Source organism: Campylobacter concisus, from assembly GCF_002913225.1.
Classification (GTDB): Bacteria; Campylobacterota; Campylobacteria; order Campylobacterales; family Campylobacteraceae; genus Campylobacter_A; species Campylobacter_A concisus_J.
Genome location: NZ_PPAW01000018.1, coordinates 1 through 21,866, shown reverse-complemented (window position 1 = coordinate 21,866; position 21,866 = coordinate 1). Strand labels below are relative to the sequence as shown.

Annotated in this window: 20 protein-coding genes and 1 pseudogene; 19 read left to right on the top strand and 2 right to left on the bottom strand. The window is 40.8% G+C overall.

The window, feature by feature from the left end:
• Window positions 1-413: 413 nt before the first annotated feature.
• The gene (locus tag CYP26_RS04130; protein WP_103610807.1) at window positions 414-1,520 is read right to left on the bottom strand and encodes an FtsW/RodA/SpoVE family cell cycle protein; all 1,107 of its coding nucleotides are present in this window, start codon (window positions 1,518-1,520) and stop codon (window positions 414-416) included.
• 52 nt (window positions 1,521-1,572) lie between these two features.
• Between CYP26_RS04130 and CYP26_RS04125 the strand changes: the two genes are divergently transcribed.
• The 15 genes and pseudogenes from CYP26_RS04125 to CYP26_RS04055 form a co-directional block, all read left to right on the top strand.
• Window positions 1,573-2,544: an RluA family pseudouridine synthase gene (locus CYP26_RS04125; RefSeq protein ID WP_103630476.1), complete on the top strand. Its 972-nt coding sequence runs from the start codon at window positions 1,573-1,575 to the stop codon at window positions 2,542-2,544.
• On the top strand, window positions 2,477-3,151 hold the full coding sequence (locus CYP26_RS04120; protein ID WP_181000856.1) for a fibronectin type III domain-containing protein: 675 nt from the start codon (window positions 2,477-2,479) through the stop codon (window positions 3,149-3,151). The genes CYP26_RS04125 and CYP26_RS04120 overlap by 68 nt, the downstream gene beginning before the upstream one ends.
• Before the next feature lie 118 nt (window positions 3,152-3,269).
• Entirely contained in the window at window positions 3,270-3,683 is a 414-nt protein-coding gene (locus CYP26_RS04115; RefSeq protein ID WP_004317176.1) for a hypothetical protein, read from the top strand.
• Complete coding sequence (gene trmB, locus CYP26_RS04110; protein WP_103630475.1) at window positions 3,683-4,870, top strand: tRNA (guanosine(46)-N7)-methyltransferase TrmB; 1,188 nt, start codon at window positions 3,683-3,685, stop codon at window positions 4,868-4,870. Before CYP26_RS04115 ends, trmB begins: the two co-directional genes overlap by 1 nt.
• A complete protein-coding gene (locus CYP26_RS04105; RefSeq protein WP_004317228.1) occupies window positions 4,854-5,525 on the top strand; it encodes a cell division ATP-binding protein FtsE in 672 nt (223 codons plus the stop codon). Before trmB ends, CYP26_RS04105 begins: the two co-directional genes overlap by 17 nt.
• Window positions 5,512-6,327 (top strand): cell division protein FtsX, encoded by an 816-nt coding sequence (locus CYP26_RS04100; protein ID WP_103570181.1) that lies wholly within the window; start codon window positions 5,512-5,514, stop codon window positions 6,325-6,327. Before CYP26_RS04105 ends, CYP26_RS04100 begins: the two co-directional genes overlap by 14 nt.
• Window positions 6,324-7,541, top strand: a complete 1,218-nt coding sequence (locus CYP26_RS04095) for a murein hydrolase activator EnvC family protein (protein ID WP_103630474.1) — start codon at window positions 6,324-6,326, stop codon at window positions 7,539-7,541. Before CYP26_RS04100 ends, CYP26_RS04095 begins: the two co-directional genes overlap by 4 nt.
• Before the next feature lie 73 nt (window positions 7,542-7,614).
• The gene (gene pyrH, locus CYP26_RS04090) at window positions 7,615-8,331 is read left to right on the top strand and encodes a UMP kinase (protein WP_103630473.1); all 717 of its coding nucleotides are present in this window, start codon (window positions 7,615-7,617) and stop codon (window positions 8,329-8,331) included.
• A gap of 18 nt (window positions 8,332-8,349) precedes the next feature.
• A complete protein-coding gene (locus CYP26_RS04085; RefSeq protein WP_004317259.1) occupies window positions 8,350-8,565 on the top strand; it encodes a DNA-directed RNA polymerase subunit omega in 216 nt (71 codons plus the stop codon).
• Window positions 8,552-10,741 carry a RelA/SpoT family protein gene (locus tag CYP26_RS04080; protein ID WP_103630472.1) on the top strand — a complete coding sequence of 730 codons (2,190 nt, stop codon included), beginning with the start codon at window positions 8,552-8,554 and terminating at the stop codon, window positions 10,739-10,741. The genes CYP26_RS04085 and CYP26_RS04080 overlap by 14 nt, the downstream gene beginning before the upstream one ends.
• Window positions 10,742-10,750: 9 nt before the next feature.
• Window positions 10,751-11,959, top strand: coding sequence for a tyrosine--tRNA ligase (gene tyrS, locus CYP26_RS04075; protein ID WP_103630471.1), 1,209 nt, complete (start codon window positions 10,751-10,753; stop codon window positions 11,957-11,959).
• Window positions 11,960-13,051, top strand: coding sequence for a nitronate monooxygenase (locus tag CYP26_RS04070; protein WP_021092139.1), 1,092 nt, complete (start codon window positions 11,960-11,962; stop codon window positions 13,049-13,051).
• Window positions 13,048-14,493: an N-acetylmuramoyl-L-alanine amidase family protein gene (locus CYP26_RS04065; RefSeq protein ID WP_103630470.1), complete on the top strand. Its 1,446-nt coding sequence runs from the start codon at window positions 13,048-13,050 to the stop codon at window positions 14,491-14,493. Before CYP26_RS04070 ends, CYP26_RS04065 begins: the two co-directional genes overlap by 4 nt.
• A complete protein-coding gene (gene mnmC, locus CYP26_RS04060; protein WP_103630469.1) occupies window positions 14,490-16,358 on the top strand; it encodes a bifunctional tRNA (5-methylaminomethyl-2-thiouridine)(34)-methyltransferase MnmD/FAD-dependent 5-carboxymethylaminomethyl-2-thiouridine(34) oxidoreductase MnmC in 1,869 nt (622 codons plus the stop codon). The genes CYP26_RS04065 and mnmC overlap by 4 nt, the downstream gene beginning before the upstream one ends.
• Before the next feature lie 21 nt (window positions 16,359-16,379).
• Window positions 16,380-16,622 (top strand): annotated as a pseudogene (locus tag CYP26_RS04055) (tRNA (adenosine(37)-N6)-threonylcarbamoyltransferase complex transferase subunit TsaD); the annotation flags it as partial.
• A gap of 48 nt (window positions 16,623-16,670) precedes the next feature.
• On the opposite strand, the gene putP reads toward CYP26_RS04055, so the two are convergent.
• Window positions 16,671-18,158, bottom strand: coding sequence for a sodium/proline symporter PutP (putP, locus tag CYP26_RS04050; protein ID WP_021092063.1), 1,488 nt, complete (start codon window positions 18,156-18,158; stop codon window positions 16,671-16,673).
• Window positions 18,159-18,306: 148 nt separating this feature from the next.
• Here putP and CYP26_RS04045 point away from each other — a divergent pair, with 148 nt between their 5' ends.
• The 4 genes from CYP26_RS04045 to CYP26_RS04030 all read left to right on the top strand — a co-directional run.
• Entirely contained in the window at window positions 18,307-19,017 is a 711-nt protein-coding gene (locus tag CYP26_RS04045) for an amino acid ABC transporter permease (RefSeq protein WP_012140157.1), read from the top strand.
• Window positions 19,010-19,738 (top strand): amino acid ABC transporter ATP-binding protein, encoded by a 729-nt coding sequence (locus tag CYP26_RS04040; RefSeq protein ID WP_103558564.1) that lies wholly within the window; start codon window positions 19,010-19,012, stop codon window positions 19,736-19,738. Before CYP26_RS04045 ends, CYP26_RS04040 begins: the two co-directional genes overlap by 8 nt.
• Window positions 19,739-19,749: 11 nt before the next feature.
• Window positions 19,750-20,520: a basic amino acid ABC transporter substrate-binding protein gene (locus CYP26_RS04035; RefSeq protein WP_103630468.1), complete on the top strand. Its 771-nt coding sequence runs from the start codon at window positions 19,750-19,752 to the stop codon at window positions 20,518-20,520.
• A 128-nt stretch (window positions 20,521-20,648) separates the two neighbouring features.
• Window positions 20,649-21,866: cache domain-containing protein (locus tag CYP26_RS04030; RefSeq protein ID WP_181000855.1), on the top strand; the 1,218-nt coding region annotated here is incomplete at its 3' end.

The window sequence follows — 21,866 nt, the reverse complement described above, 5'->3', positions numbered from 1 at the left end:
TTCTATGTTTCGCAAATTTAAAAAATTTACTCACTCTCCTTAGCAACTTACTAAATTTAGGGCTCATGGCCATTCGCCACTAAATTTAGAAGCGTGATATGCTCGCTCATAAATTTTAAAATTTGATATAGTTTTTTTGAGATAGACCGCATGCAGTGCTTTAGCACTGAAGCATGCACCTCTAACGTGCGAGGGGTTTGTGGGATCTAAAGGGAGATAAGGGGACGGCCTCGTAACTCGAGTCCCCTTGTCTCCCTTTTAAGTAAAAAGAAATTTTGCAAATTTAATCAAGTTGCCTTTACAAATTGTAAAATCCCATTCACTCGCAAGAATTGACTACCAAAATTACTCACTCATGAAATTTTAAAATTTGCTTGACACTAACATGATTTAACAAAGCAATTTTGCAAATTTTAAAATTTAAATTTCACCGAGCGGTAGGTCTGATCAAACCTAAACGTTAGCAAATTTTGCAGTATCCCAAAAAGCACCATGAAGGTGACAAAGCTGCTTCCGCCGTAGCTAAAAAACGGCAGCGGCACGCCAACAACCGGCGCAAAGCCGATCGTCATCGAGACATTTACCCCCACGTAGACAAAGATGAGCGCGGCTATGCCAGTGGCGGTCACCTGCGTGAAATAATCATTCTTAAGCCCGTAGTTTAGGCTAAGTAAGTGCGTTATAAGCGCTCCATAAAGCCCCAGTAAAAGCAATGCCCCGTAAAAGCCAAAACGCTCAATATTGTAGGCGAAGATGAAGTCACTTGTGGCGATTGGCAAAAATTTAAAGTGCGTTTGCGTCGCCTCGTCCTTTGGCTTGCCTTTTAGCCCACCACTACCTATGGCAATGATACTTTGTTTGACGTGGTAGCTTGGCTCTTCGGCGATGAAGTCGTGGATCCTCTTTTTTTGATAATCATGCAAATTTTCATACAAAACCGGCGCCGAAAATCCTATGGCAAGGATGATGCAGATCCAAATTTTCTTATTTACGCCGATGACAAAAAGGATGGTGTAGCCAACTATCAAAAGTATGAGCGCGGTGCCAAGATCAGGCTCTTTCATGATGAGCGCAAATGGCAAAAGTATGTAAAAACTAAGCCTTAAAAAGTCTTTTAGCCCGTATCCCTGGGCCTCTGGCGGGCGCTGCTTAACTAGATAGGCTAGCATCAGCAAAAAGGCTGGCTTCATGAGCTCTGAGGGCTGAAGCGTGAAGTGAACGAAGGGAATTTCCAGCCAGCGCCTAGCTCCAAGCTTGCTAACGCCAAAGATATCAACGCTTAAAAGCAGCACGATGCAGACCCAGTAAAACATCGGGATGATCCAGTCGATGCGTCTAATAGGCAGTAAAAATGCGATGCAAAATGAGACAAATCCGATGCCAAAATACACAAGCTGTTTGTTTGCCAAAATGTCGTTTGCTTCGGAGACTAGGATGTATGAGATGGCTATTATTGGGATGATTAAAAACGGCTGAATAAAATCAAAATGTGTTAAAATACGCCGATCTAGTTTTATCAAGAAGCAAACCTTAATTTTTGGGCTAGATTATATCACAAACAAGGCTTTGATTTTGGTTAAATTTAATGTTTTAAATAGCTCAAGACTCGACGTTGCAGTGGCACAGGAGCTTCAAATTTCACGCAATCAAGCTTTAAATTTGATAAAAGACTCCCTTGTAAGCGTAAATTTAAAACCAGTCTCAAAACCAAGCTTTTTGTTAAATGAAAACGATGAAATTTGCGTAAATTTTGCCCCAAAAAAAGAGGTACAAAACGAGTACGAAGTAAATTTTGAGATCCCTATCATCTACGAAGATGACGATCTCATAGTGCTAAACAAACCCCCGCAAATCGTCGTTCACCAAGCCCCAAGCGTCAAAGAGGCGACGTTAGTTGAGTGGCTAAACAAAAAGGGCTTTATGCTCTCAAATTTAAACGGCGACGTAAGAGCTGGTATCGTCCACCGCCTAGACAAGGGCACGAGCGGCGCTATCGTCGTTGCTAAAAACAACTTCGCCCACGCAAAACTAAGCGAGCAACTAAGCGATAAGAGCATGGGACGAATTTATCTAGCGCTCACCGACCTGCCCCTAAAAGAGGACGTCATCATCGACAAGCCAATCGGCAGAAATCCAAACAACCGCCTAAAAAAAGCGATCGTCGAGGACGCTAAATTTGCAAAAAGTGCCTTTGTAAATTTGCTAAGCGAAGGCGGAGTAAATTTGATAGCGGCAAAGCTTTTTACAGGCAGGACGCATCAGATAAGAGTGCATCTTGCTAGCATAAATCGCCACATTTTAGGCGATGATTTATACGGATTTAAGAGCCAAGGCGATAAAATAAGCAGGGTTATGCTTCACGCTTATATGCTCTATTTTATCCATCCGCGAACTGGCAAAAGGGTAGAATTTACCGCAAAAACGTATGATGACTTTAACCAAATAATTTACAAAAAAATTCCCAAGGAGATTTTTGATGAAAAAATTTGCCCTACGCATATTGACACCATTTTTAGTAGCTTTCTTAGCGGGATGCGGCTCTAGCATACCGACTCAGCAAAGCACGTCACTACCAACTATTACAAGCTTAAAAACCATTTCAGACATGACAGAAGTTGGCTTTGAGTGGAACCCAGTGAGCGACGAGAGCGTCGTTGGCTACTACCTTTACCGCTCAAATCCAAACGATGCAAACTCAAAAATGCAGCTAGTTGCAAACATCAAAGACCGCTTTGCTACGCACTATGTGGATCGTGACCTAGCTCCAGAGACAACTTACTCATACCAGATGAGAACCTACTCAAGCAACGCCATCTCTCAGCCAGGTGCGATCGCAACTGCGACTACTAAGCCACTACTTGACTCTGTGCCATTTGCACAAGCTATCACAGGGCTTCCAGGCCGCGTAAAAGTGATCTGGAGACCACATCCTGATAGCACTGTGGCTAGCTACATCATCCAAAGAAGCGATGCAGGAGCTAATAAATTTAGCCAAGTAGCAGAGGTAAATGGCAGACTAAACGCCGAGTATATCGATACTGAGGTAAAACCTGGCAGGTCTTATGAGTATAGGATCTTAGTTAAAACTTCTTCAGGTGTCATCTCAAAACCAAGCCAAAATATAAGCGCCACAACAAAGGAGTTACCCTAAATCAGTAACAAACGTCCAGGCGACCAAAAATGCGCCAAAAAAGATCATCTTAACGTGGGATTATGCGCCAGCTGAGGATTTTTCATACTTTAAGGTTTATAGAACGACTAGTAAAATTTTGCCTTACACATATCTAGCAAAAACGACTAGCAACACCTACGAAGACCTCATAAACACAAACGCAGCGACAAGGTATTATAGAGTTACAGCAGTCGATAAAGACGGTCTTGAGAGTTTGAAGCAAGAAGAGCCGATCGTTGGTAGCACACTTGGCGCACCAAAAACTCCAAGCATAAGCGCTAGCTACGATGGCAGCGGCGTAAATGTAAGCTGGAGTGCAGTTGATAGAGCTAGCTCATATACAGTTTATAGAAGCGGTGCTAGCGAGAAAGTCTTTAGCGGTATAAGTGATACTGGGCTTAGAGATGACAGCGTTCAAAAAGGAGCTAGCTACTCTTACAGCGTCGTAGCAGTCGATGAGTACGGCATCGCCTCTGATAAGTCATCAAAAGCAGAAGTTAGCATAAAATAATGCCAAATTTCATCGCTTCGTCCTTAAAAGAGCTATCGTTTCCATTTGGTAACGACAAGATCAAATTTCTTTGGCAGGCAAATGGCCGAAACGAGAGGCTCATCTACACAAAAAATGAAGATGAAGGCTTTTTTCTAGTCGTAAAGCCTGGTAAAAATGGCGTCGTCATAAAGGGAGAAAAGCTTACAAAGCCTGCTAAAGTTGGACTTTTACAAGAAGCGCTTGAGCTTTTTAAAGAGCTAAGTTGCAATGGCATCATCAGCCAAGCATTTGCCGTCAAGAAGACAAATTTAACCAAAAAAGTGAGTGAAATTTTAAGCCTTGAGGAGTTTGCGCCAGCATTTTGCGAGCTAAAGGATAAATTTAAAGAGATTTTCATAGAGATAGGCTTTGGCTCTGGCAGACACTTGCTCTATCAGGCTAAAAACAATCCAAATGCCCTAGTTATCGGCATAGAGGTCTATAAACCAAGCATCGAGCAAGTAGCAAAGCTAGCTAGGGCAAGTGCCCTAGAAAACGTGAGGCTGATAAATACCGACGCAAGACTCTTACTCTCGCTTGTCGGATCAAATTTAGTTGATAGAGTCTTTTTGCACTTTCCAGTGCCGTGGGATAATGCTGAGCATAGACGCGTGGTCTCAACGGCGTTTGCGCTTGAGTGCGAGAGGATACTAAAAGTGGGTGGTAAATTTGAGCTAAGGAGTGATAGTAAGGAGTATTGCGACTTTAGTTTGAGTAAATTTTTAGAGCCCACAAACTCAAAAATAGAAGCTTTTAAAAATAGAAATTTAGAAGTAACTAGCAAGTATGAAGACCGCTGGAGACGCCAAGATAAGGATATCTACGACGTTATTTATACTTGTGAGGTTGAAAGTGGCGAGAGTGTTTTGGCTGGGGATTTTAGCTTTAAAGAAAAGACAAGCGTAAAAAATATCATTAATAATTTCAAAAATTTCATCATCAAAAAAGGGGATCATTTTTTACATTTTGAGGAAATTTACACCATAAACGAGAGTGAAATTTTGCTAAAAGTCGCCTTTGGAGCGTTTAACAAACCAGAGCAGTGTTTCATCAAAATAAGCGATGAGAAAAGCGAATATTTTATAAAAAAACCGATCTTAATACGTGAAAATTTAGCAGCACACGAGCTTTTGAAGGAGTATTTGGCTGATGCAAGAGATAATTAGTGCAAGAAATTTAAGCCTAGCTTATGAGCGCAACGAGGTTGTGATCAATAGTGTAAATTTAGACATCTACGCAAATGACTTTGTCTTTATCACAGGCAAGAGCGGAAGCGGAAAAAGCACGCTTTTAAAGTCATTTTACGGAGAAATTTCGCCCCTAGCTGGCGAGCTAAATGTCTGCATGACGCAAATGGACGATATAGATGACAAAAGACTTTGCGAGCTTAGACAGCGAGTTGGCATTATATTTCAAAACTACCGCTTGATAAATGAGTGGAATGTCGAAAAAAACGTCATGCTGCCACTCATCATCAAAGGCGTCAATCAAAATGTGAGCAAAAAGCAGGTGGCTAAACTTTTAAAGCACGTAAATATGCTTCACAAAGCTGATAAATATCCTCGTGAGCTAAGCGGCGGCGAGCAGCAAAGGGTCGCCATGGCAAGAGCTCTAGCGCACAATCCAAATTTGCTCTTATGTGACGAGCCAACGGGAAATTTAGACGAATACTCAAGCGACGTCATCTGGTCGCTTTTAAAATCAGCTAGAGAATTTCTAGGAACAAGCGTAGTCGTGGTGACGCATCACATCCCATCAACACTTCGCATCCCATACCGCCACTTCGTCATAGAAAATGGAGGCGTGCATGAGATCGCTTAAAAACCACCTTGGATTTATATTGCCGTTAATCGCGCTTTTATTTTCAGTGCAGTTTAGCCTTACAGCGGACAAGATCGTAAGAGAGTACGAGCGCCTTATGGGAAATGACTACAACATCGTGGTGGTCTCAAACAAGGAGCTAAGCGAGCCAGTGCTAAAGCCAGTGATTAGCACGCTAGCTAGCGTCGAGCCACTAAGCCCACAAAAGATCATAGACCGCCTATCAAACGATATCTCGGCTAAAAATTTATCCATCCTGCAAAATGCCTTGCCTAAATTTTACTCGCTAAGACTAAGTGAATTTCCATCGCCAGAGTATATGGAGGAGATAAAGCAAAAGCTTTTGAAATTTGATGGTATAAGCAAGGTTGAGACATTTTCAAAGACCCATGATAAGGTCTTTAAGATGTTAAATTTAGCTAAAAGCATATCTTATGCATTTATGGCGATACTTTGTGTTGTTGGGCTTATGCTTATGCTTAAACAGACTAAAATTTGGCTATTTGAGCATAGAGAACGCATTGAAATAATGACACTTTTTGGCGCGCCATTTTGGTTAAAATCAGCCATGCTTTATAAATCAGCCATGGTTGATAGCATAGTTGCGACCATTGTTGTTGGTGCTTTTTTCTTTTTCTTACCAAATTTTGAAATTTTTAGAGAAAATGCCGCAAGCATCGATGTAGTCTTGCCTAGCCTTGATCTTTCAAGAGATATATTTATCCTTTTTGGAGTGGCTGTGGTTTTAAGCATTTTTGCTGTTAGTTTAGTGATGAGTAAGGCTAGAAAAAGCACGATATGAAAAAAGGAATTTTTATACTTTTGCTAGCATTTGGCCTAGCTTTTGCATCAAACACTAAAGAGAAGATAAAAGACTCCAAAAACTCGCTAAGATCGAGCCAGGTGATGAGTGAGCAGCTTAGTAAAAAGCTTGATGACTTGGCTGGTGATATCGTAACTGGTGAGAAAAAACTTCGTGGCATAAGTGGCGATATCACAAATTTAAAGGGTCAAATTTCAGTTCTTGAGACAAATGCTTCAAAAGCGCTTCTTGAGCTTGATGATCTAACAAAGCAAAACAAAGAGCTAGAGCGCACGCAAAAAGAGCTAGAGCAAAATATGATAAGGATCATCGCAGAAGATCTCTCATTTGATCTCATGATGTCTGCAAGCGAGGGCAAACAAAGCGAAGAGAGCATCATCTCATCGCAAATTTTAACCAAGCTAAATGCCATAGCAAAAGAGGACTTTAAAAGGCTTAGCGAAAACTACGAAGATACGATAGAAAAGATAAAAAACAAATCAAGCAAGATAAATGAGATAAACTCAAGCATAAAAAACTATAGGCGCAAGCAAAATGATCTACAAAGCCTAGAGAGCACGCAGAAAAATACAATAAACGGACTAAAACGTGATAAAGAAATTTACAGCAAAAAGCTAGCCAAGCTTCAAGCCCAACAAGACGAGCTAAGAAAGACGCTTGAGCAGCTTGCTATCATGCAAAAGCAAGAGGATGAAGCAGCCAGAGCTGCCAGAGAAAAGCAAGAAAGAGCAGCTAGCAAAGGTGGCAAAAAGGGCGAAAAGAGCCAGCCAATGGGTGGGGGCTATCAGACAAGCTCAGTTAAAAGATACTCAGGCGCAAGGACTATCGCTCCGCTTGATAGCTACTCTGTGAAGCAAAAATTTGGCAATTACGTAGATCCGATATATAACATCAAAATTTTTAACGAGTCAGTCGTGCTTCGCTCAAGTACCCCAGATGCGAAGGTAAAAAGCGTGCTAAATGGCAAGGTGGTCTTTGCAAAAGCGACTCCGATGCTTGAAAATGTCGTCATTATAGAAAATGAAAACGGCATCCACACGATCTATGCTCACCTAAGCCAGATCGCGCCAACTGTAAAGGTTGGCTCGCTCGTGCAAAAAGGCTATGTTATAGGTAGGGTAAGGAATGATCTCACCTTTGAAGTGACGCAAAGAAACTACCATATCGACCCGCTTGAAATGATCTCAAAATAGTCACTTTGTAAGCGTTATTAGCTAAATTTAAAGCCTTTTTGGCTAAAATGCGTGAATTTCAAGGAGCATGACAATGAGTAAGAGAAAACGCGTATTGGTCAAATTTTCAGGCGAGGCCTTGGCTGGAGAAAATGGTTTTGGTATAGACACAGCTGTGCTTAAATTTATAGCAAGCGAGATAAAAGAACTTATCGACAATGATATCGAAGTTGGCATCGTAATAGGCGGTGGTAACATAGTGCGTGGTGTGAGCGCTGCAAAAGATGGTATCATCAAGCGAACAAGTGGCGATCACATGGGCATGCTAGCAACTGTTATCAACTCGATCGCGATGCGTGAAGCTTTGGAGAGAAGTGGCCTTGAGGTAAGAGTGCAAAGCGCGATCAAGATGGAGGCGATCTGCGAGACTTTCATCGTGGGACGTGCGCAGCGTCATTTGGAAAAGGGCAGAGTTGTTATCTTTGCTGCAGGCACGGGCAATCCATTTTTCACAACAGATACAGCAGCGACGCTAAGAGCTATCGAGATCGGCTCAGATATGATCATAAAAGCGACAAAAGTTGATGGCGTTTATGACAAAGATCCTAAAAAATTCAAAGATGCAAAACTTCTAAAATCACTAAACTACGAAAAGGCGATGAGCGATGACATCAAGGTTATGGACGACACTGCCATAGCTTTAGCAAAGGATAACGCACTGCCGATCTTAGTTTGTAATATGTTTAAGGCTGGAAATTTGTTAAAAATAATAAATGAAGAAGAAGCAGCCCTATACTCAGTTGTAAAATAAATTTCAAAAAGGATAAAAATGAGAACAGAACAAATCACAGCAAGAGCGCTAAAACAAGTAGGAGATGACAGATATAAGCTTTCACTTATCGTTGCAAAGCGTGCAGAAGCGCTAGCAAATGGCGCCATAGCTTTAGTTGATGCTGATACTTCAAAGATGAAATTTGCCGACATCGCACTACTTGAAGTGGCTGAGGGCAAAATAGGCTTAGAGGCAATAGTTGAAGGAAAATAGTCTTTTTTTAGAGCAGTTGATAGAGCAAATTTTAGCTTGTAAAAACGTTTCAGAAGCGATAAAACTGCTCTTTTCTCTTTGTGAAAGAAGTGAAATTTTAGACAAAGCTATCGACAGCTGCGTCACATCTCACGCGGGACAATACCGCAAAAGTGGCGAACCATACGCCATCCATCCCATCTTAGTAGCCTCTATCGTAGCAAATATGGGCGGCGATGAGAGCATGGTCATAGCTGCACTTCTTCATGACGTGGTCGAAGATACCGACGTAACGTTAGGTGAGCTTCAGGCTGAATTTGGCGATGAGGTGGCAAAGCTAGTTGAAGGGCTTACAAAGATAGTTGCCATTAGAGAAAATAAGCTTGCAAGCTCAGATAGCAACGAAAAACTGGCAAGCTCGGCGCTAACTTTTAGAAAGATGCTATTAATCTCCATAGAAGACGTCAGAGTCCTTGTCGTAAAGCTTTGCGACAGACTTCACAACATGCTAACGCTTGAAGCGCTAAGACCTGAAAAGCAAAAACGTATAGCTGAAGAGACGCTTATGGTTTATGCTCCGATCGCTCATAGGTTGGGAATTTCATCGATCAAAAACATGCTTGAAGATCTAAGCTTTAAGTATGCGATGCCAGAAGAGTACGCAAAGATCGATAGCTACCTAAACAAAAACAAGCAGCAACTTAGCCTAAAGCTAAATGCTTTTCACGAAAAGGTAAGTCAAATTTTACTTGAAAATGGCTTTATCGAGGGTACTTTTGAGATACAAAAACGCATAAAACACTACTACTCGATCTATCTAAAGATGCAAAGAAAGGGCATTTCTATCGAAGAGGTGCTTGACTTGCTTGCCATTAGGATCATCGTGCAAAAGCCGCTTGATTGCTACCTGGCACTTGGAAATTTACATATAAACTTTAACCCTTTAATTTCTAGATTTAAAGACTATATCGCGCTTCCAAAGCAAAATGGCTATCAAACGATACACACAACCATTTTTGATAACAAAAGCATTTTTGAGGCGCAAGTTCGCACTTATGACATGCATAAAACCGCTGAATACGGTGTTGCTGCGCACTGGAAATATAAAAACGGCGAGGGCAGCCTCTTAAATCCAAAGCTTGACTGGCTAAATGACATCAGCATGCAAAATAACGAGAACGAGGGCAACGTCGAAGAGCTTTATGAATACGCAAAAGATAGCCTTTATATCGAAGATATCGCAGTTTATTCTCCAAAGGGCGAGGTCTTTACGTTGCCACGTGGTGCTACGGCGCTTGATTATGCTTATGAGATTCACTCAGAGATCGGACTTTACGCAAAAGAGGCTTATATAAACCGCGTTAGGATGCCGCTTCTAACGGAGCTAAAAAATGGCGACATCGTTAGGATAGTAACTGGCGAAGAGGCTAAATTTCGCTGCTCGTGGATAAATAGCGTGCGAACAGGCAAGGCAAAGGCGACAATAAGGTCATTTTGTAAGCAAAAGATAAGAGATATAAACTACAAAATGGCGATAGACATCTTAAAATCAGTATTTAACGTCTCAAAAGATAGAATTTTAGAGTGGATAGAGAGCGAAAATTTAGGCAAAAAGGTCTTTCGAGCGGCAACTGATAGCGAGTATCTGCAAGAAGTGGCAAATATGCTTAAAAAATACATCAGAAAAGAGCGTCCATTTATGATCTCTTTGGGCGACAAATATCAGATCAAAAAGCAAAAATTTGAAAACATAGTGATCTACTCAAACCACAAAATTTCAAATGTCGAGTTTGATTATTGCTGCAATCCAAAAAGGGGCGATAGCATAGTTGGCTTTAAAAATGGTCACACCGTGACAGTGCATCACAAGCTTTGCGAGCGCGCTGGTAAGCTCATGGATAAAGGCGATGAGATCATCTTTGTCAAATGGACGAGAAATGCCCCACATAGGTATAAAATTTTATTAAATTTAGAAAACAGAAAAGGTGCGTTGGCTGAATTTTTAACATATCTTGCTAGACTTGATATAAATTTAGCTACAATCTCGCTAAACGAAGCAAATGATCTTAGCGGAGATACGTTTGAAATAAGCGTCGAAATAGCAGAAAACATCGATGCAAACGAGATCAAAGAGAAGATCAAAGATAGATATAAGATTATTGATTTTGTTTCGCAAAGCGACCCATATCATAATTAGGAGAGAAAAATGGTTCAAGATATAGATGATATTTTACAAGAGATAAACCGCGGCGTTGCCGAGATGATCGATGCTGAGAGAGTTGAAAATTTGGTTAAAAATTATTATGAAAAAGGCGAAAATTTCTACGTAAAAGCAGGCTTTGACCCAACAGCTCCAGACCTTCACCTAGGTCACACAGTCGTTTTAAACAAGATGGCTCTACTTCAAAAACATGGCGCGATAGTGCAGTTTTTGATAGGCGATTTTACCGCTCAAATAGGCGATCCAACAGGTAAGTCAGCCACTAGAAAAAAACTAGATCAAGAGACTGTTTTAAAAAATGCAAAAACTTATGAAGAGCAAGTTTTTAAAATTTTAGATCCTAAAAAAACTGTGATAATGTTTAACTCAAAATGGTCAAATGAGCTTGGCGCTGCTGGGATGATCGAGCTAACTAGCACATTTTCAGTAGCTAGGATGCTAGAGCGTGATGACTTTGAAAAGAGGATAAAAGCGGGCAATCCTATATCAATCTCTGAGTTTATGTATCCGCTTCTTCAAGGATATGATAGTGTTGCTATGAAGTGTGACATCGAAATGGGCGGTACGGATCAGAAATTTAACCTTCTAATGGGCAGAACCTTGCAGCGAACATATAATATCGGCAAAGAGCAAGCTGTCATCATGATGCCACTTCTTGAGGGACTTGATGGCGTAAATAAGATGAGCAAGAGCCTTGGCAACTACATAGGCGTTACTGAAAATGCAAATGATATGTTTGCAAAAACGCTTAGCATAAGTGATGAGCTTATGTGGCGCTGGTACGAGCTACTAAGCACAAAAAATCTTGGCGAGATAGAAGAGCTGATGAATGACGTAAATAGTGGCAAATATCATCCAAAAAAGGCAAAAGAGGATCTTGCATACGAGATAACAGTGAGGTATCACGGCGAGGAGGCGGCAAAGGCTGCTATGGCTGAATTTAATAGCGTTCACTCTCAAAATCAGCTCCCAACTGATATGAAAGAATTTAGCTTAAAAGCGCCAATTTGGATAGTTGAAGCCTTATCTCAGTGCGGGCTAAGTGAGTCAAATTCTCAAGCAAGGCGAGATATAAAAGCAAACGCAGTTAGCATCAATCAAGAAAAAATTAGTGATGAGCAGTTAAAATTAGGAGCAGGCGAGTATATCTTGCAGGTTGGAAAGCGCAAATTTGCAAAGATAAAGGTTGAATAAATGGAGTTAAAGCCGTTAAAAATAGGTAAATACGAGATAAAATACCCGATATTTCAAGGCGGTATGGGGCTTGGCATCAGCTGGGACAAACTAGCTGGCAATGTGAGCTTAGAAGGCGGTCTTGGCATAATTAGCTCAGTTGGCACAGGCTACTATGAAAACCGCAAATTTATAGATAAAGAGCTAAACGCAAAGCCTTTTGGAAGCGAAAATTTCTACTCTACAAGAGGCCTTCGAGCTGTCATAGAAAATGCACGTAAAATTTGCGGTGACTTGCCACTTGGCGTAAATATAATGTATGCTGCAAACGACTACGCAAGGGTGGTTAAGGATGCTTGCGAGGCTGGTATAAACATCATAGTCTCAGGTGCAGGTTTGCCTACAAATTTACCCGAATTTACACAAAATTTTAAAGAGATAGCACTTGTGCCGATCGTCTCAAGCGCAAAAGCACTAAAGATCATCTGTAAGCGCTGGCTTCAAAGATATGAGCGCTTGCCAGATGCTGTCGTACTTGAAGGACCGCTAAGCGGCGGACATCAAGGCTTTACATACGAGCAGTGCCTTGATCCTGAGTTTTCGCTATTTAACCTCATTCCACAAGTAAAAGCTGAGATCAAAGAGTGGGGCGACTTTCCGCTCATCGCAGCTGGTGGAATTTGGGATAAAAACGATATCGAAAAGGCGATATCGCTAGGCGCAGACGGTGTTCAGATGGGCACACGCTTCATCGGTACTCATGAGTGCGACGCAGATATTGGCTTTAAAGAGGTTTTGCTAGCGGCTGAAGAGAAAGACATTGAGCTTATAAAAAGCCCAGTTGGCTATCCAGCTCGCGGAATAAGAACAAATTTGATAAATTTAGTCGATAAAAGAATGGGCCCAAAGATCCAGTGCATAAGCAACTGCGTGAGCCCTTGCCAAAGAGGCAAAGAGGCAAAGCAGGTTGGATACTGCATCGCGGATAGGCTATTTGACGCATATAGCGGCAAAAAAGAGAGCGGGCTATTTTTCACGGGAGCAAACGGCTATAAACTAAAAGAGCTAATAAGCGTAAAAGAGCTAATGCATAAGCTGGTACATGGTGAATGAAACGGGTTTTAATATCTCTTTTTCTAGCATTTAGCTTTCTTTTTGCGGCGACAAATTCGGAGACTTTTGCCAAATTTGATAGAAATTTTATGGCTCTAAACAGAAGTGCTAAGATCAAGCTTCACAACGATATAAAAAATATCTACGTCGATGCGATCATTAAAAATGATAAAAACACGAAAAAGCAGGCACTTACTAGGCTAATAACCAGCTCAAAGGCGCTTGGCTTTGACTCAAGCGCATATATAAGAGACCTAAATGCGATAAACGGCGTAAAAGGTGCCAGCGCACCAGCGGTTTTGCCAGCTTTAACGTTACTAAGTGCCACAAAGGTAAATGACACCTTGGTGCTTAAATTTAACACAAAGCTAGATACCGAAAGGCTAAAAACATCGTTTGCCAAACAGCAAAATGCCTACAAAAATATCATGGACATTGATGGCAGGCTAAATGGCAACCCACTAACATATAAAAATTTCATCTCAGACTACATCCACATCTCTCAGTATGATAAAAACACCGTCAGGATCATCTTTTCTGACAAGGTGCAAAAGACGATAAAAGCAAATGCGACAGGGGATTTGCTAATAATCAGCGCTCAAAATTTCATCTCAAATGAAAGTGTAAGAGCACCACTTCATAAGCTTAAAAATAAAAATGAAAAGCCAGCACAAAGCGCAGTAGAGCCAAATTTAAAGTCTGAGCCAGCACAAAGTGAGCCAGTAGAAGAGCCTTTGCCTCCAGTTGCTGCGGGTAAATTTTCACGCAACAAAACGATCGTTATCGACCCAGGGCATGGCGGCACAGACCCAGGCGCGGTAAATGGCAGTTTAAAAGAAAAAACAGCCGTTTTGGGTGTAGCTAAAAAGCTTGGCGAGATACTAAAATCTCGTGGCTACAAGGTCTATTTCACCAGATCAACTGACGTTTTTATAAATTTAAGATCAAGAACGAAATTTGCAAACGACAAGATGGCTGACCTCTTTGTCTCCATCCACGCAAATGCCGCTCCAAACGCTGCTAAAGCAAAGAGCATGCACGGCATCGAAACCTTTTTCTTATCGCCTGCAAGGAGCGAGCGCAGTAAAAATGCAGCCGCACTTGAAAATAAATCAGACATCGAAGAGATGAACTACTTTTCGCAGCAAACGTTTCTAAACGTGCTAAACCGCGAGAAGATCATCGCTTCAAACAAGCTTGGTATCGACATCCAAAAGGACATTTTAGCAAGCGCTAGAAAGGTATATGCAGCCAGCGACGGCAGCGTGAGAGAGGCGCCATTTTGGGTGCTCGTGGGCGCTCTTATGCCAGCGGTTCTTGTAGAAATCGGCTACATCACACATCCAGTCGAGGGCGAAAAACTATTTAACGAAGCCTATCAAAAAGCCCTTGCAAACGGCATTGCAAACGGTATAGATGGATATTTCGCAAAAAATAGATGAAAAATGCAAATTTAAGCTTTAAAGGGCAAATTCCATTTAGCGAAGAGTTTGGCGACATCTACTTTAATACCGAAAAACCCTGGCTTGAGAGTGAATTTGTCTTTGCGAGCGCACTTGATGAAATTTGGCAGAGCAAAGATAGCTTTATAGTCGCTGAGACTGGCTTTGGTGCTGGGCTAAATTTCTTCACACTTTGTAAGAAATTTAAAAATAGCTCTAAAAAGCTTCACTTCGTTAGCATCGAAAAAAGTCCTATCAAAAAAGAAGATCTTTTAAAAATTTATGAAAATTTAGGCATTTTTAAAGCTTATGCTAAAAAGCTAGTTTCACTCTATCCACCGCTAATCTCAGGCATACACCGCATAAATTTTGCTCCAAATATCACCTTTGATCTTTGCTACGGCGAGGCAGAGCAAATTTTGCCTGAGCTTGATTTTGCCGCCGATATCTGGTTTTTAGACGGCTTTGCCCCAAGCAAAAATGGCTCGATCTGGAGCGAGGATGTCTTCAAAGAGATCGCAAGGCTAAGCAGGGTTGGCACCATAGTTAGAACTTACTCGTGCGCAAAAATAGTGAAAGTTGGGCTAAAAAATGCTGGCTTTTTGCTGAGCCTAAAAGAGGGCTATGCTAGAAAACGCCAGATGAGTAGCGCCGTGCTAGAAAAAAAGGATGAAAATTTAAAGGACGCTTGGTTTGCTAGGTGCGAGCCAGTTGCCAGCGTAAAAGGCAAAACAGCGCTTGTGATAGGAGCAGGAGTAGCTGGGCTTGCAACAGCTGGTGAGCTAGCTAAAAGTGGTTTTAAAGTGGTGATCGCTGAGGCAAAGAGCGAGGTCGCGACAAATGGCTCAGGCAACCACTGCGGCGCCTTGATGCCGCTAGTTACGAAGCCTGGGGTAAATTTAGGCCGCATGCATATAAATGCCTTTTTGCAGGCGGTGAAATTTTACAAGGCAAATTTGCCAAAAAGCCTTATCAAATTTAATGGCTGCATCGACTATGCGTTTGATGATGAGCTGATTAGGAGATATGGCTCGTGGCAGGGGCAAGGCGCGGATGAAATTTTTAAATTTGATGAGAGTTTAAAGCCATATCCTGGGATATTTATAAAAGAGGCGGCTTATGCTAGGCCAAAAGAAATTTGCAAATTTCTCTCAACCAAATTTGAAATTTTATTTAAGCATGAGTATGAGAGCAGGGCGCACCTAAAAAATGGCAAGATAAGTGTTAAATTTAAAAACAACAAAAGCATAGAAACAGATATCTTGATCTTTTGTGCTGGTAGCAAAAGTAGCGAGATGTTTAAAGGCTACGACATGCAAATAAGTAGCGTCAGAGGCCAAGTCACGCACCTAAAGCCAGTTTTAAAAAATACAATGCCGCTAAGTGCAAAAGGCTACATCTGCCCAGCCGTCAAAGGGGTGCAAGTCATCGGCGCAACCTACGCTAGAAATGAAATTTGCGATACGCCTAAAGCTGAGGATAATGCTAAAAATTTAAGCGACGTGAGCGAGTTTTTTGACGCCACAAAAGCCACCATTATCGGCTCACGTGTTGGTTATAGAAGTTATAGCGGAGATAGGTTTCCGATAATCGGCGCCTTGCACGATGAGAAGTTTTACAAGCAAAACTACAAAGGGCTATTTTGGAGTAAAAATAAAGATAATAATCCAAAAGCAAGCTACGAAAAAAATCTCTTTGTAAATTTTGCTCACGGCTCACGTGGTCTTGGCACGGCGATACTTGGAGCAAATTTGATAACCGATCTTGTACTTGCTCGCCCACTTTGCATAGAAAGATCGCTATTTCATGAGCTTCATCCTGCTAGGTTTTTGATAAGAAAACTAAAAAGAGGACTAAAGGTATAAATTTAACAAGCTCAATCTCATAGAAATTTTAAGCGTTTTGGCGTAGTTGGCGGAGCAAGTGCAAATTTAAATTTACGCAAAAGGCTTGAAGCTCTTTGTCAAAAAAATGAGTGCGAGCTTTTGTTAGCTCCACTTGCGTTTTGCTCTGATAACGCGCTGATGATAGCAAGAGCTGGACGTGAGAAATACTTAAAAAAAGAGTTTATCTCGCATGATAAGCTAACTATAAATCCAAGGGTTAGCTTTAAGAAAATAGAAATTTAAAATTAAAGTAAATTTGATGGTGGCTAAAGCTAGCCACCTTTTTTAAATTTAAAGCCTTGTCTTCATCTTTTCAAATTCATCTTTTATCACTTGCTCGTGTGGTTCGCTAGTCATTTTATTTATCGCGTCGCCCCAGATACTGACCATGATGATGGCTAGGCTTGAGGTTAAAATGCCTGGTAAAATTTCATAAACATAGGCATTTAGTCCTGATGTTATCCAAAATATCACGGTAGCACCGCCAGCTATCATACCAGCAAGCGCTCCAAGTGCGCTCATACGTTTCCAGTAAAGGCTAAAAAGCAGTACCGGACCAAAGCTCGCGCCAAATCCAGCCCAAGCGTTGCCAACGACGTTTAGAACGTTATCTGTAGAGATAAAGGCAAGCACTGTGGCAATTATCGCTACGACCACGACTGCATAGCGGCTGATCGCTGTTTGCGTGCTTTGGCTCACCTCTTTTTTATAAAAGGCAAATATGAAGTCCTTTGTGACCGAGCTTGAAGTGACTAAAAGCTGGCTTGAGATGGTGCTCATGATCGCTGAAAGCACGGCTGAGATGATGATACCTATAAAAAATGGTGGGAAAAGTAGCTCACCAAGTTTTAAAAACACTGTCTCAGGGTCGCTTAGTCCGCCTCTTTGGCTAAAATAGACAAATCCGATAAGTCCGCTCATAATTGCACCTAGTAGGCCGATCGTCATCCAGCCAATGCCGATCCTTCTTGCCTTTGCAAGCTCTTTTGAGTCACGTATCGCCATAAATCTAACTATGATATGTGGTTGCCCAAAGTAGCCAAAGCCCCAAGCTAGAAGACCCAAAATGCCCCAGAAAGTCTGGTCCCTAAATGGATTTAGGTGATTTGCATCAAGTCTGCTTATCTCTTTTATTAAATTTGTATCGCTTGGCAAGTCTAAATTTAGATATGCCACGACTGGGATCGAGACTAGGACGCAAAACATCAAAAGACCCTGAAATGCGTCAGTTATGCTAACGGCTTTAAATCCGCCAAAAAATGTGTAAAAGACCACGATTATGAGCGTAAAGACCGCTCCGTATGCAAATTTTAAGCCAAAAAAGCTCTCAAAAGTCTTGCCACCAGCGATGATACCACTACTTACATAAAGCGTGAAAAATATCAAGATGATAAGACCTGAGATGATCCTTAAAATTTTTGTTCTGTCTTTAAAGCGGTTTTCTAAAAAGTCTGGTATGGTGATGCTGTCGCTTGCAACCTCAGTATAGACCCTAAGCCTTTTTGCTAGAAATAAGTAGTTGCAGTACGCTCCCACGATAAGACCAGCTATCATCCAGACATTTGCCACGCCAGTTGCGTATAAGGCCCCGGGCACGCCAAGTAGCATCCAACCACTCATATCAGAAGCACCAGCGCTAAGTGCGGTGACGACTGGACCCATTTGACGGTTATCTAGCAGATATTCGTTCATACTTGCATTTTTATCGTAGAAATATCGTCCGATGAAGAGCAAGAAACCAAAATATATGGCGATGGCTAAATAAGACCCAAAGCTCATAAAATTCCTTTCAAATAAAATAAAACGGTTATGTTATTACAAAAATATTTAAATTTCAATGAGCGGGCTCATTCCTTAAAAATTTTTAAGCAAAATGATATATTTTTTTTCGTATCATTTAAGGCTACATTTTAAAGAAAGGACGAAGTTGAACGCTCAAAATTTAGCCAAATTTCTATTTTTTATAATAATTGTCTCACTTGGAACATATTTTTTCTATCCAAGAGATCTTAGCGAGGCGCAAGAGATCGCATATATCAAAAGTTACGGAGTAACACTTGGCCTTACGATAGGCGGTATTGCTATAGGTATAACACTTGGATTTATTTTAGCTTTTATTAAATTTTTAGATATCAAGGTTTTAAATTTCGTCATAGACGAGTATATCGACATCTTGCGTGGAACGCCTGTAATACTTCAACTTCTAATATTTTCAGTGGTGATTTTTGCCACTTGGAGCGACAATTTCTATGTCGCCGTGATCGCACTTGGACTAAATAGCTCGGCATACGTCGCTGAGATCGTAAGAAGCGGCATAAATAGCGTCGATAAAGGTCAGATGGAGGCAGCTAGGGCGATGGGGCTAAACTACTACGTTTCGATGCGTGAGATAGTCTTCCCACAAGCTACTAAAAATATCTTGCCAGCGCTTGCTAATGAGTTTATCTCACTTTTTAAAGAGACCTCAGTCGTTGGCTACATAAGCGTCGTTGATATCACGATGCAAAGTAAGAGCCTTCAAGCGGTCTTTTACAGCCCAGAGCCAGTCATTTTTACGGGCATTGTATATTACGTGAGCGTTAAATTTTTCACCCTTTTGGTGAAACTACTTGAGAGGAGACTAAATCGCCATGATTGAGATTAAAAATTTAAACAAAAGCTATGGCGATTTGCGTGTTTTAAATGACATTAGCGTAGATATCAAAAAAGGTGAAGTCATAGCGATAATTGGCCCAAGTGGCGGTGGAAAAAGTACATTTTTGCGCTGCATAAACCGCCTTGAAGAGCCAGATAGCGGACATATCAAGATAAATGGCGAAGATATCCTCAATAAAAAATCAGACATAAATAAAATTCGCCAAAAAGTGAGCATGGTATTTCAGCACTTTAACCTTTTTGCAAACAAAAATGTCTTGCAAAATTTGACCCTTGCTCCGATAAAAGCTGGGATCTTAGACAAAGAGAGTGCCGAGAGGAGGGCAGATGAACTGCTAAAGAGTGTTGGGCTAAGCGACAAGAAATTTGCCTATCCGCACAAGCTCTCAGGCGGTCAAAAGCAGCGTATCGCGATTGCTAGAAGCCTTGCTATGGATCCAGAGGTGATACTATTTGACGAGCCAACAAGCGCACTAGATCCTGAGATGATCGGCGAGGTGCTTGATATCATGAAAGATGTCGCAGCAAAGGGCATAACGATGCTTGTGGTGACTCACGAAATGGGTTTTGCAAGAAATGTGGCAAATAGAATTTTCTTTATGGACAAAGGCAAGATAGCAGTTGATGACACACCAAAAAATGTCTTCACAAATCCGCAGCACGAGCGTCTGCGAGAGTTTTTAGGTAAAATTTTAAATCACTAATAAGGAGAAAAATGAAAAATTTATTAAAAGTTCTAGCGTTAGGGTTAGTTGTGTTTTTTATAGGTTGTGGTGATGATAGTGGCAAAAAAACCACTGCAAATGCGCCAGAAGCTAGCAAAGAGATAGTTTATAAGGTGGGTTCAAGCGCTGATTATCCTCCGTTTGAGTATCTTGATGATAAAAATCAAATCGTTGGTTTTGAGATCGATCTTCTAAATGAGATCACTAAAAAAACTGGGATCAAATTTGACGTTGCAAATATGAGTTTTGATGGGCTAATACCAGCTTTAAAAACAGGCAAGATCGATATCGCGATAAGCGGCATGAGCGCGACTGACGAGAGAAGAAAGTCTGTTGATTTTACTAAGCCATATTATTTTTCAGAGAATTTATTTATCCGCAAAAAAGGCTCAGATGTAAATAAAGACAACCTTAAGGATAAGAAAATTTCAGCACAAGTTGGCACAATCCAAGAGGATGCAGCTAAAAAGATCACAACTCAGTCAATCCCAGCTGAAAATGTAGCGGCAGCTATCATGTCACTAAATGCCGGTAAGATCGATGTTGTGCTTACTGATAGCCCAATAGGTGTTGAGTTTTTAAAACAAAATCCAGACTTAGAGGAGTTTTTAAGACTTCCTGACGGCACAGAGGGCTTTGCGATGGCATTTGATAAGGGCAAACATACTGATCTTATCAAAAAGATAGATGCTGCGATCGAAGAGCTACAAAAATCTGGCGAATTTGACAAAATGCTCGCTAAATACGACCTTAAAAAATAAATCCTAATATAAATTTGCAAGAGGTAAGATGCTTCTTGCAAAAAATCTCACAAATTTCTAATTTATAAAATTTAATATTATTTAAATATATTGTAATAAAATTGTCAATTTACTTTAAGGAGAATGCAATGAAGTCACTCAGGATGAGAACGGCACTTGTGCTAAGTGTCATGCTTTTGGTTTGTGTTAGTGTGGTTGGTCTTGTGACCTATAACATGGCTAAAAATTTATATACCGACAGGGTTGAGAGCAAGGAATTCCCACTTGCTGTCAATGAAGTTGGTTATAAAATAGAATCTTACATCGATAAGATAATCGACGCTTCTTATCAAATAACTCAAAATAGCTTTTTAATAGACTGGGTCAAAAATGGCGAGGACGAGCACGGCAGAAAGGTCTTGTTTGACTATTTTCAAACTCTTGCTAAAAATTTAAAGCTAGATACGATAATGTTTGGCTCAGATAGAACCCTAAACTACTACGTCGAAGATAAAATTTTAAAGGTCATTAACCCAGAAAATGACAAGTGGTACTACGCCTTAAAAGATGGCAGCAACCTAAGCCTGATCGATATCAACAAGGCTGAAGACGGCAGCGGCAAGATAATGATGTATATAAACTACAAAGTTCAAAAAGATGATAAATTTTATGGTATAGCAGCGACTGGCGTAAATTTAAGCGAGATAGTAAATTTTGTCCAGTCACAAAAGATAGGTCGCGGCGGTAAATTTCTACTAGTTGATGAAAAAGGCGACATCAAGATCGGCAAAGATGCAAGTGGCAATCTAAAAGATATAGTAGGCGAAGCAAATCTTAAAAAGCTAATCACCGAAAATGGCAGCTACATATCGCTAGATAAAGATGGCAGAAATTTATTGATCGGCTCAAAATATATCAAAAGTATGGGTTGGTATCTGATCGGAGAGCTTGACAAAGATGAGCTTTTAGAGGATCTAAATTCACTTGCTTATGCGTCTGTCGGAGTGCTTGTGGTGGTGCTTATTTTAGGACTATTGCTTTCACTTTACCTATCTTCTTACCTCCTAAAAATCATCCTCAAACTAAAAACAGGCCTACTATCTTTCTTTGATCTACTAAATCACAAGACAAACAAAGCAGAGCCTATAGATATAAGATCTAAAGATGAATTTGGTCAAATGGCAGAGCTAATAAACAAAAACACAAAGGCCATTGAAGATGGCATGAAAGATCAAAGTATCTTCATCCAAAAAGCCAACACCTTTGTAAATGAGATAAAAGATGGCAACTATGAAGCAAGCTTAGAAGCTGATACAAACAACCCAGCTCTAAATCAACTAAAAAGCACATTTAAAGATCTACAACTT

What these genes read in the sequence shown, in the direction of transcription:
- CYP26_RS04095 (WP_103630474.1), top strand. Translation starts at nt 6,324, where the DNA reads ATGAAAAAAGGAATTTTTATACTTTTGCTAGCATTTGGCCTAGCTTTT.
- CYP26_RS04035 (WP_103630468.1), top strand. Translation starts at nt 19,750, where the DNA reads ATGAAAAATTTATTAAAAGTTCTAGCGTTAGGGTTAGTTGTGTTTTTT.
- pyrH (WP_103630473.1), top strand. Translation starts at nt 7,615, where the DNA reads ATGAGTAAGAGAAAACGCGTATTGGTCAAATTTTCAGGCGAGGCCTTG.
- CYP26_RS04065 (WP_103630470.1), top strand. Translation starts at nt 13,048, where the DNA reads ATGAAACGGGTTTTAATATCTCTTTTTCTAGCATTTAGCTTTCTTTTT.
- tyrS (WP_103630471.1), top strand. Translation starts at nt 10,751, where the DNA reads ATGGTTCAAGATATAGATGATATTTTACAAGAGATAAACCGCGGCGTT.
- CYP26_RS04120 (WP_181000856.1), top strand. Translation starts at nt 2,477, where the DNA reads ATGAAAAAATTTGCCCTACGCATATTGACACCATTTTTAGTAGCTTTC.
- CYP26_RS04070 (WP_021092139.1), top strand. Translation starts at nt 11,960, where the DNA reads ATGGAGTTAAAGCCGTTAAAAATAGGTAAATACGAGATAAAATACCCG.
- trmB (WP_103630475.1), top strand. Translation starts at nt 3,683, where the DNA reads ATGCCAAATTTCATCGCTTCGTCCTTAAAAGAGCTATCGTTTCCATTT.
- CYP26_RS04105 (WP_004317228.1), top strand. Translation starts at nt 4,854, where the DNA reads ATGCAAGAGATAATTAGTGCAAGAAATTTAAGCCTAGCTTATGAGCGC.
- mnmC (WP_103630469.1), top strand. Translation starts at nt 14,490, where the DNA reads ATGAAAAATGCAAATTTAAGCTTTAAAGGGCAAATTCCATTTAGCGAA.
- CYP26_RS04100 (WP_103570181.1), top strand. Translation starts at nt 5,512, where the DNA reads ATGAGATCGCTTAAAAACCACCTTGGATTTATATTGCCGTTAATCGCG.
- putP (WP_021092063.1), bottom strand. Translation starts at nt 18,158, where the DNA reads ATGAGCTTTGGGTCTTATTTAGCCATCGCCATATATTTTGGTTTCTTG.
- CYP26_RS04040 (WP_103558564.1), top strand. Translation starts at nt 19,010, where the DNA reads ATGATTGAGATTAAAAATTTAAACAAAAGCTATGGCGATTTGCGTGTT.
- CYP26_RS04085 (WP_004317259.1), top strand. Translation starts at nt 8,350, where the DNA reads ATGAGAACAGAACAAATCACAGCAAGAGCGCTAAAACAAGTAGGAGAT.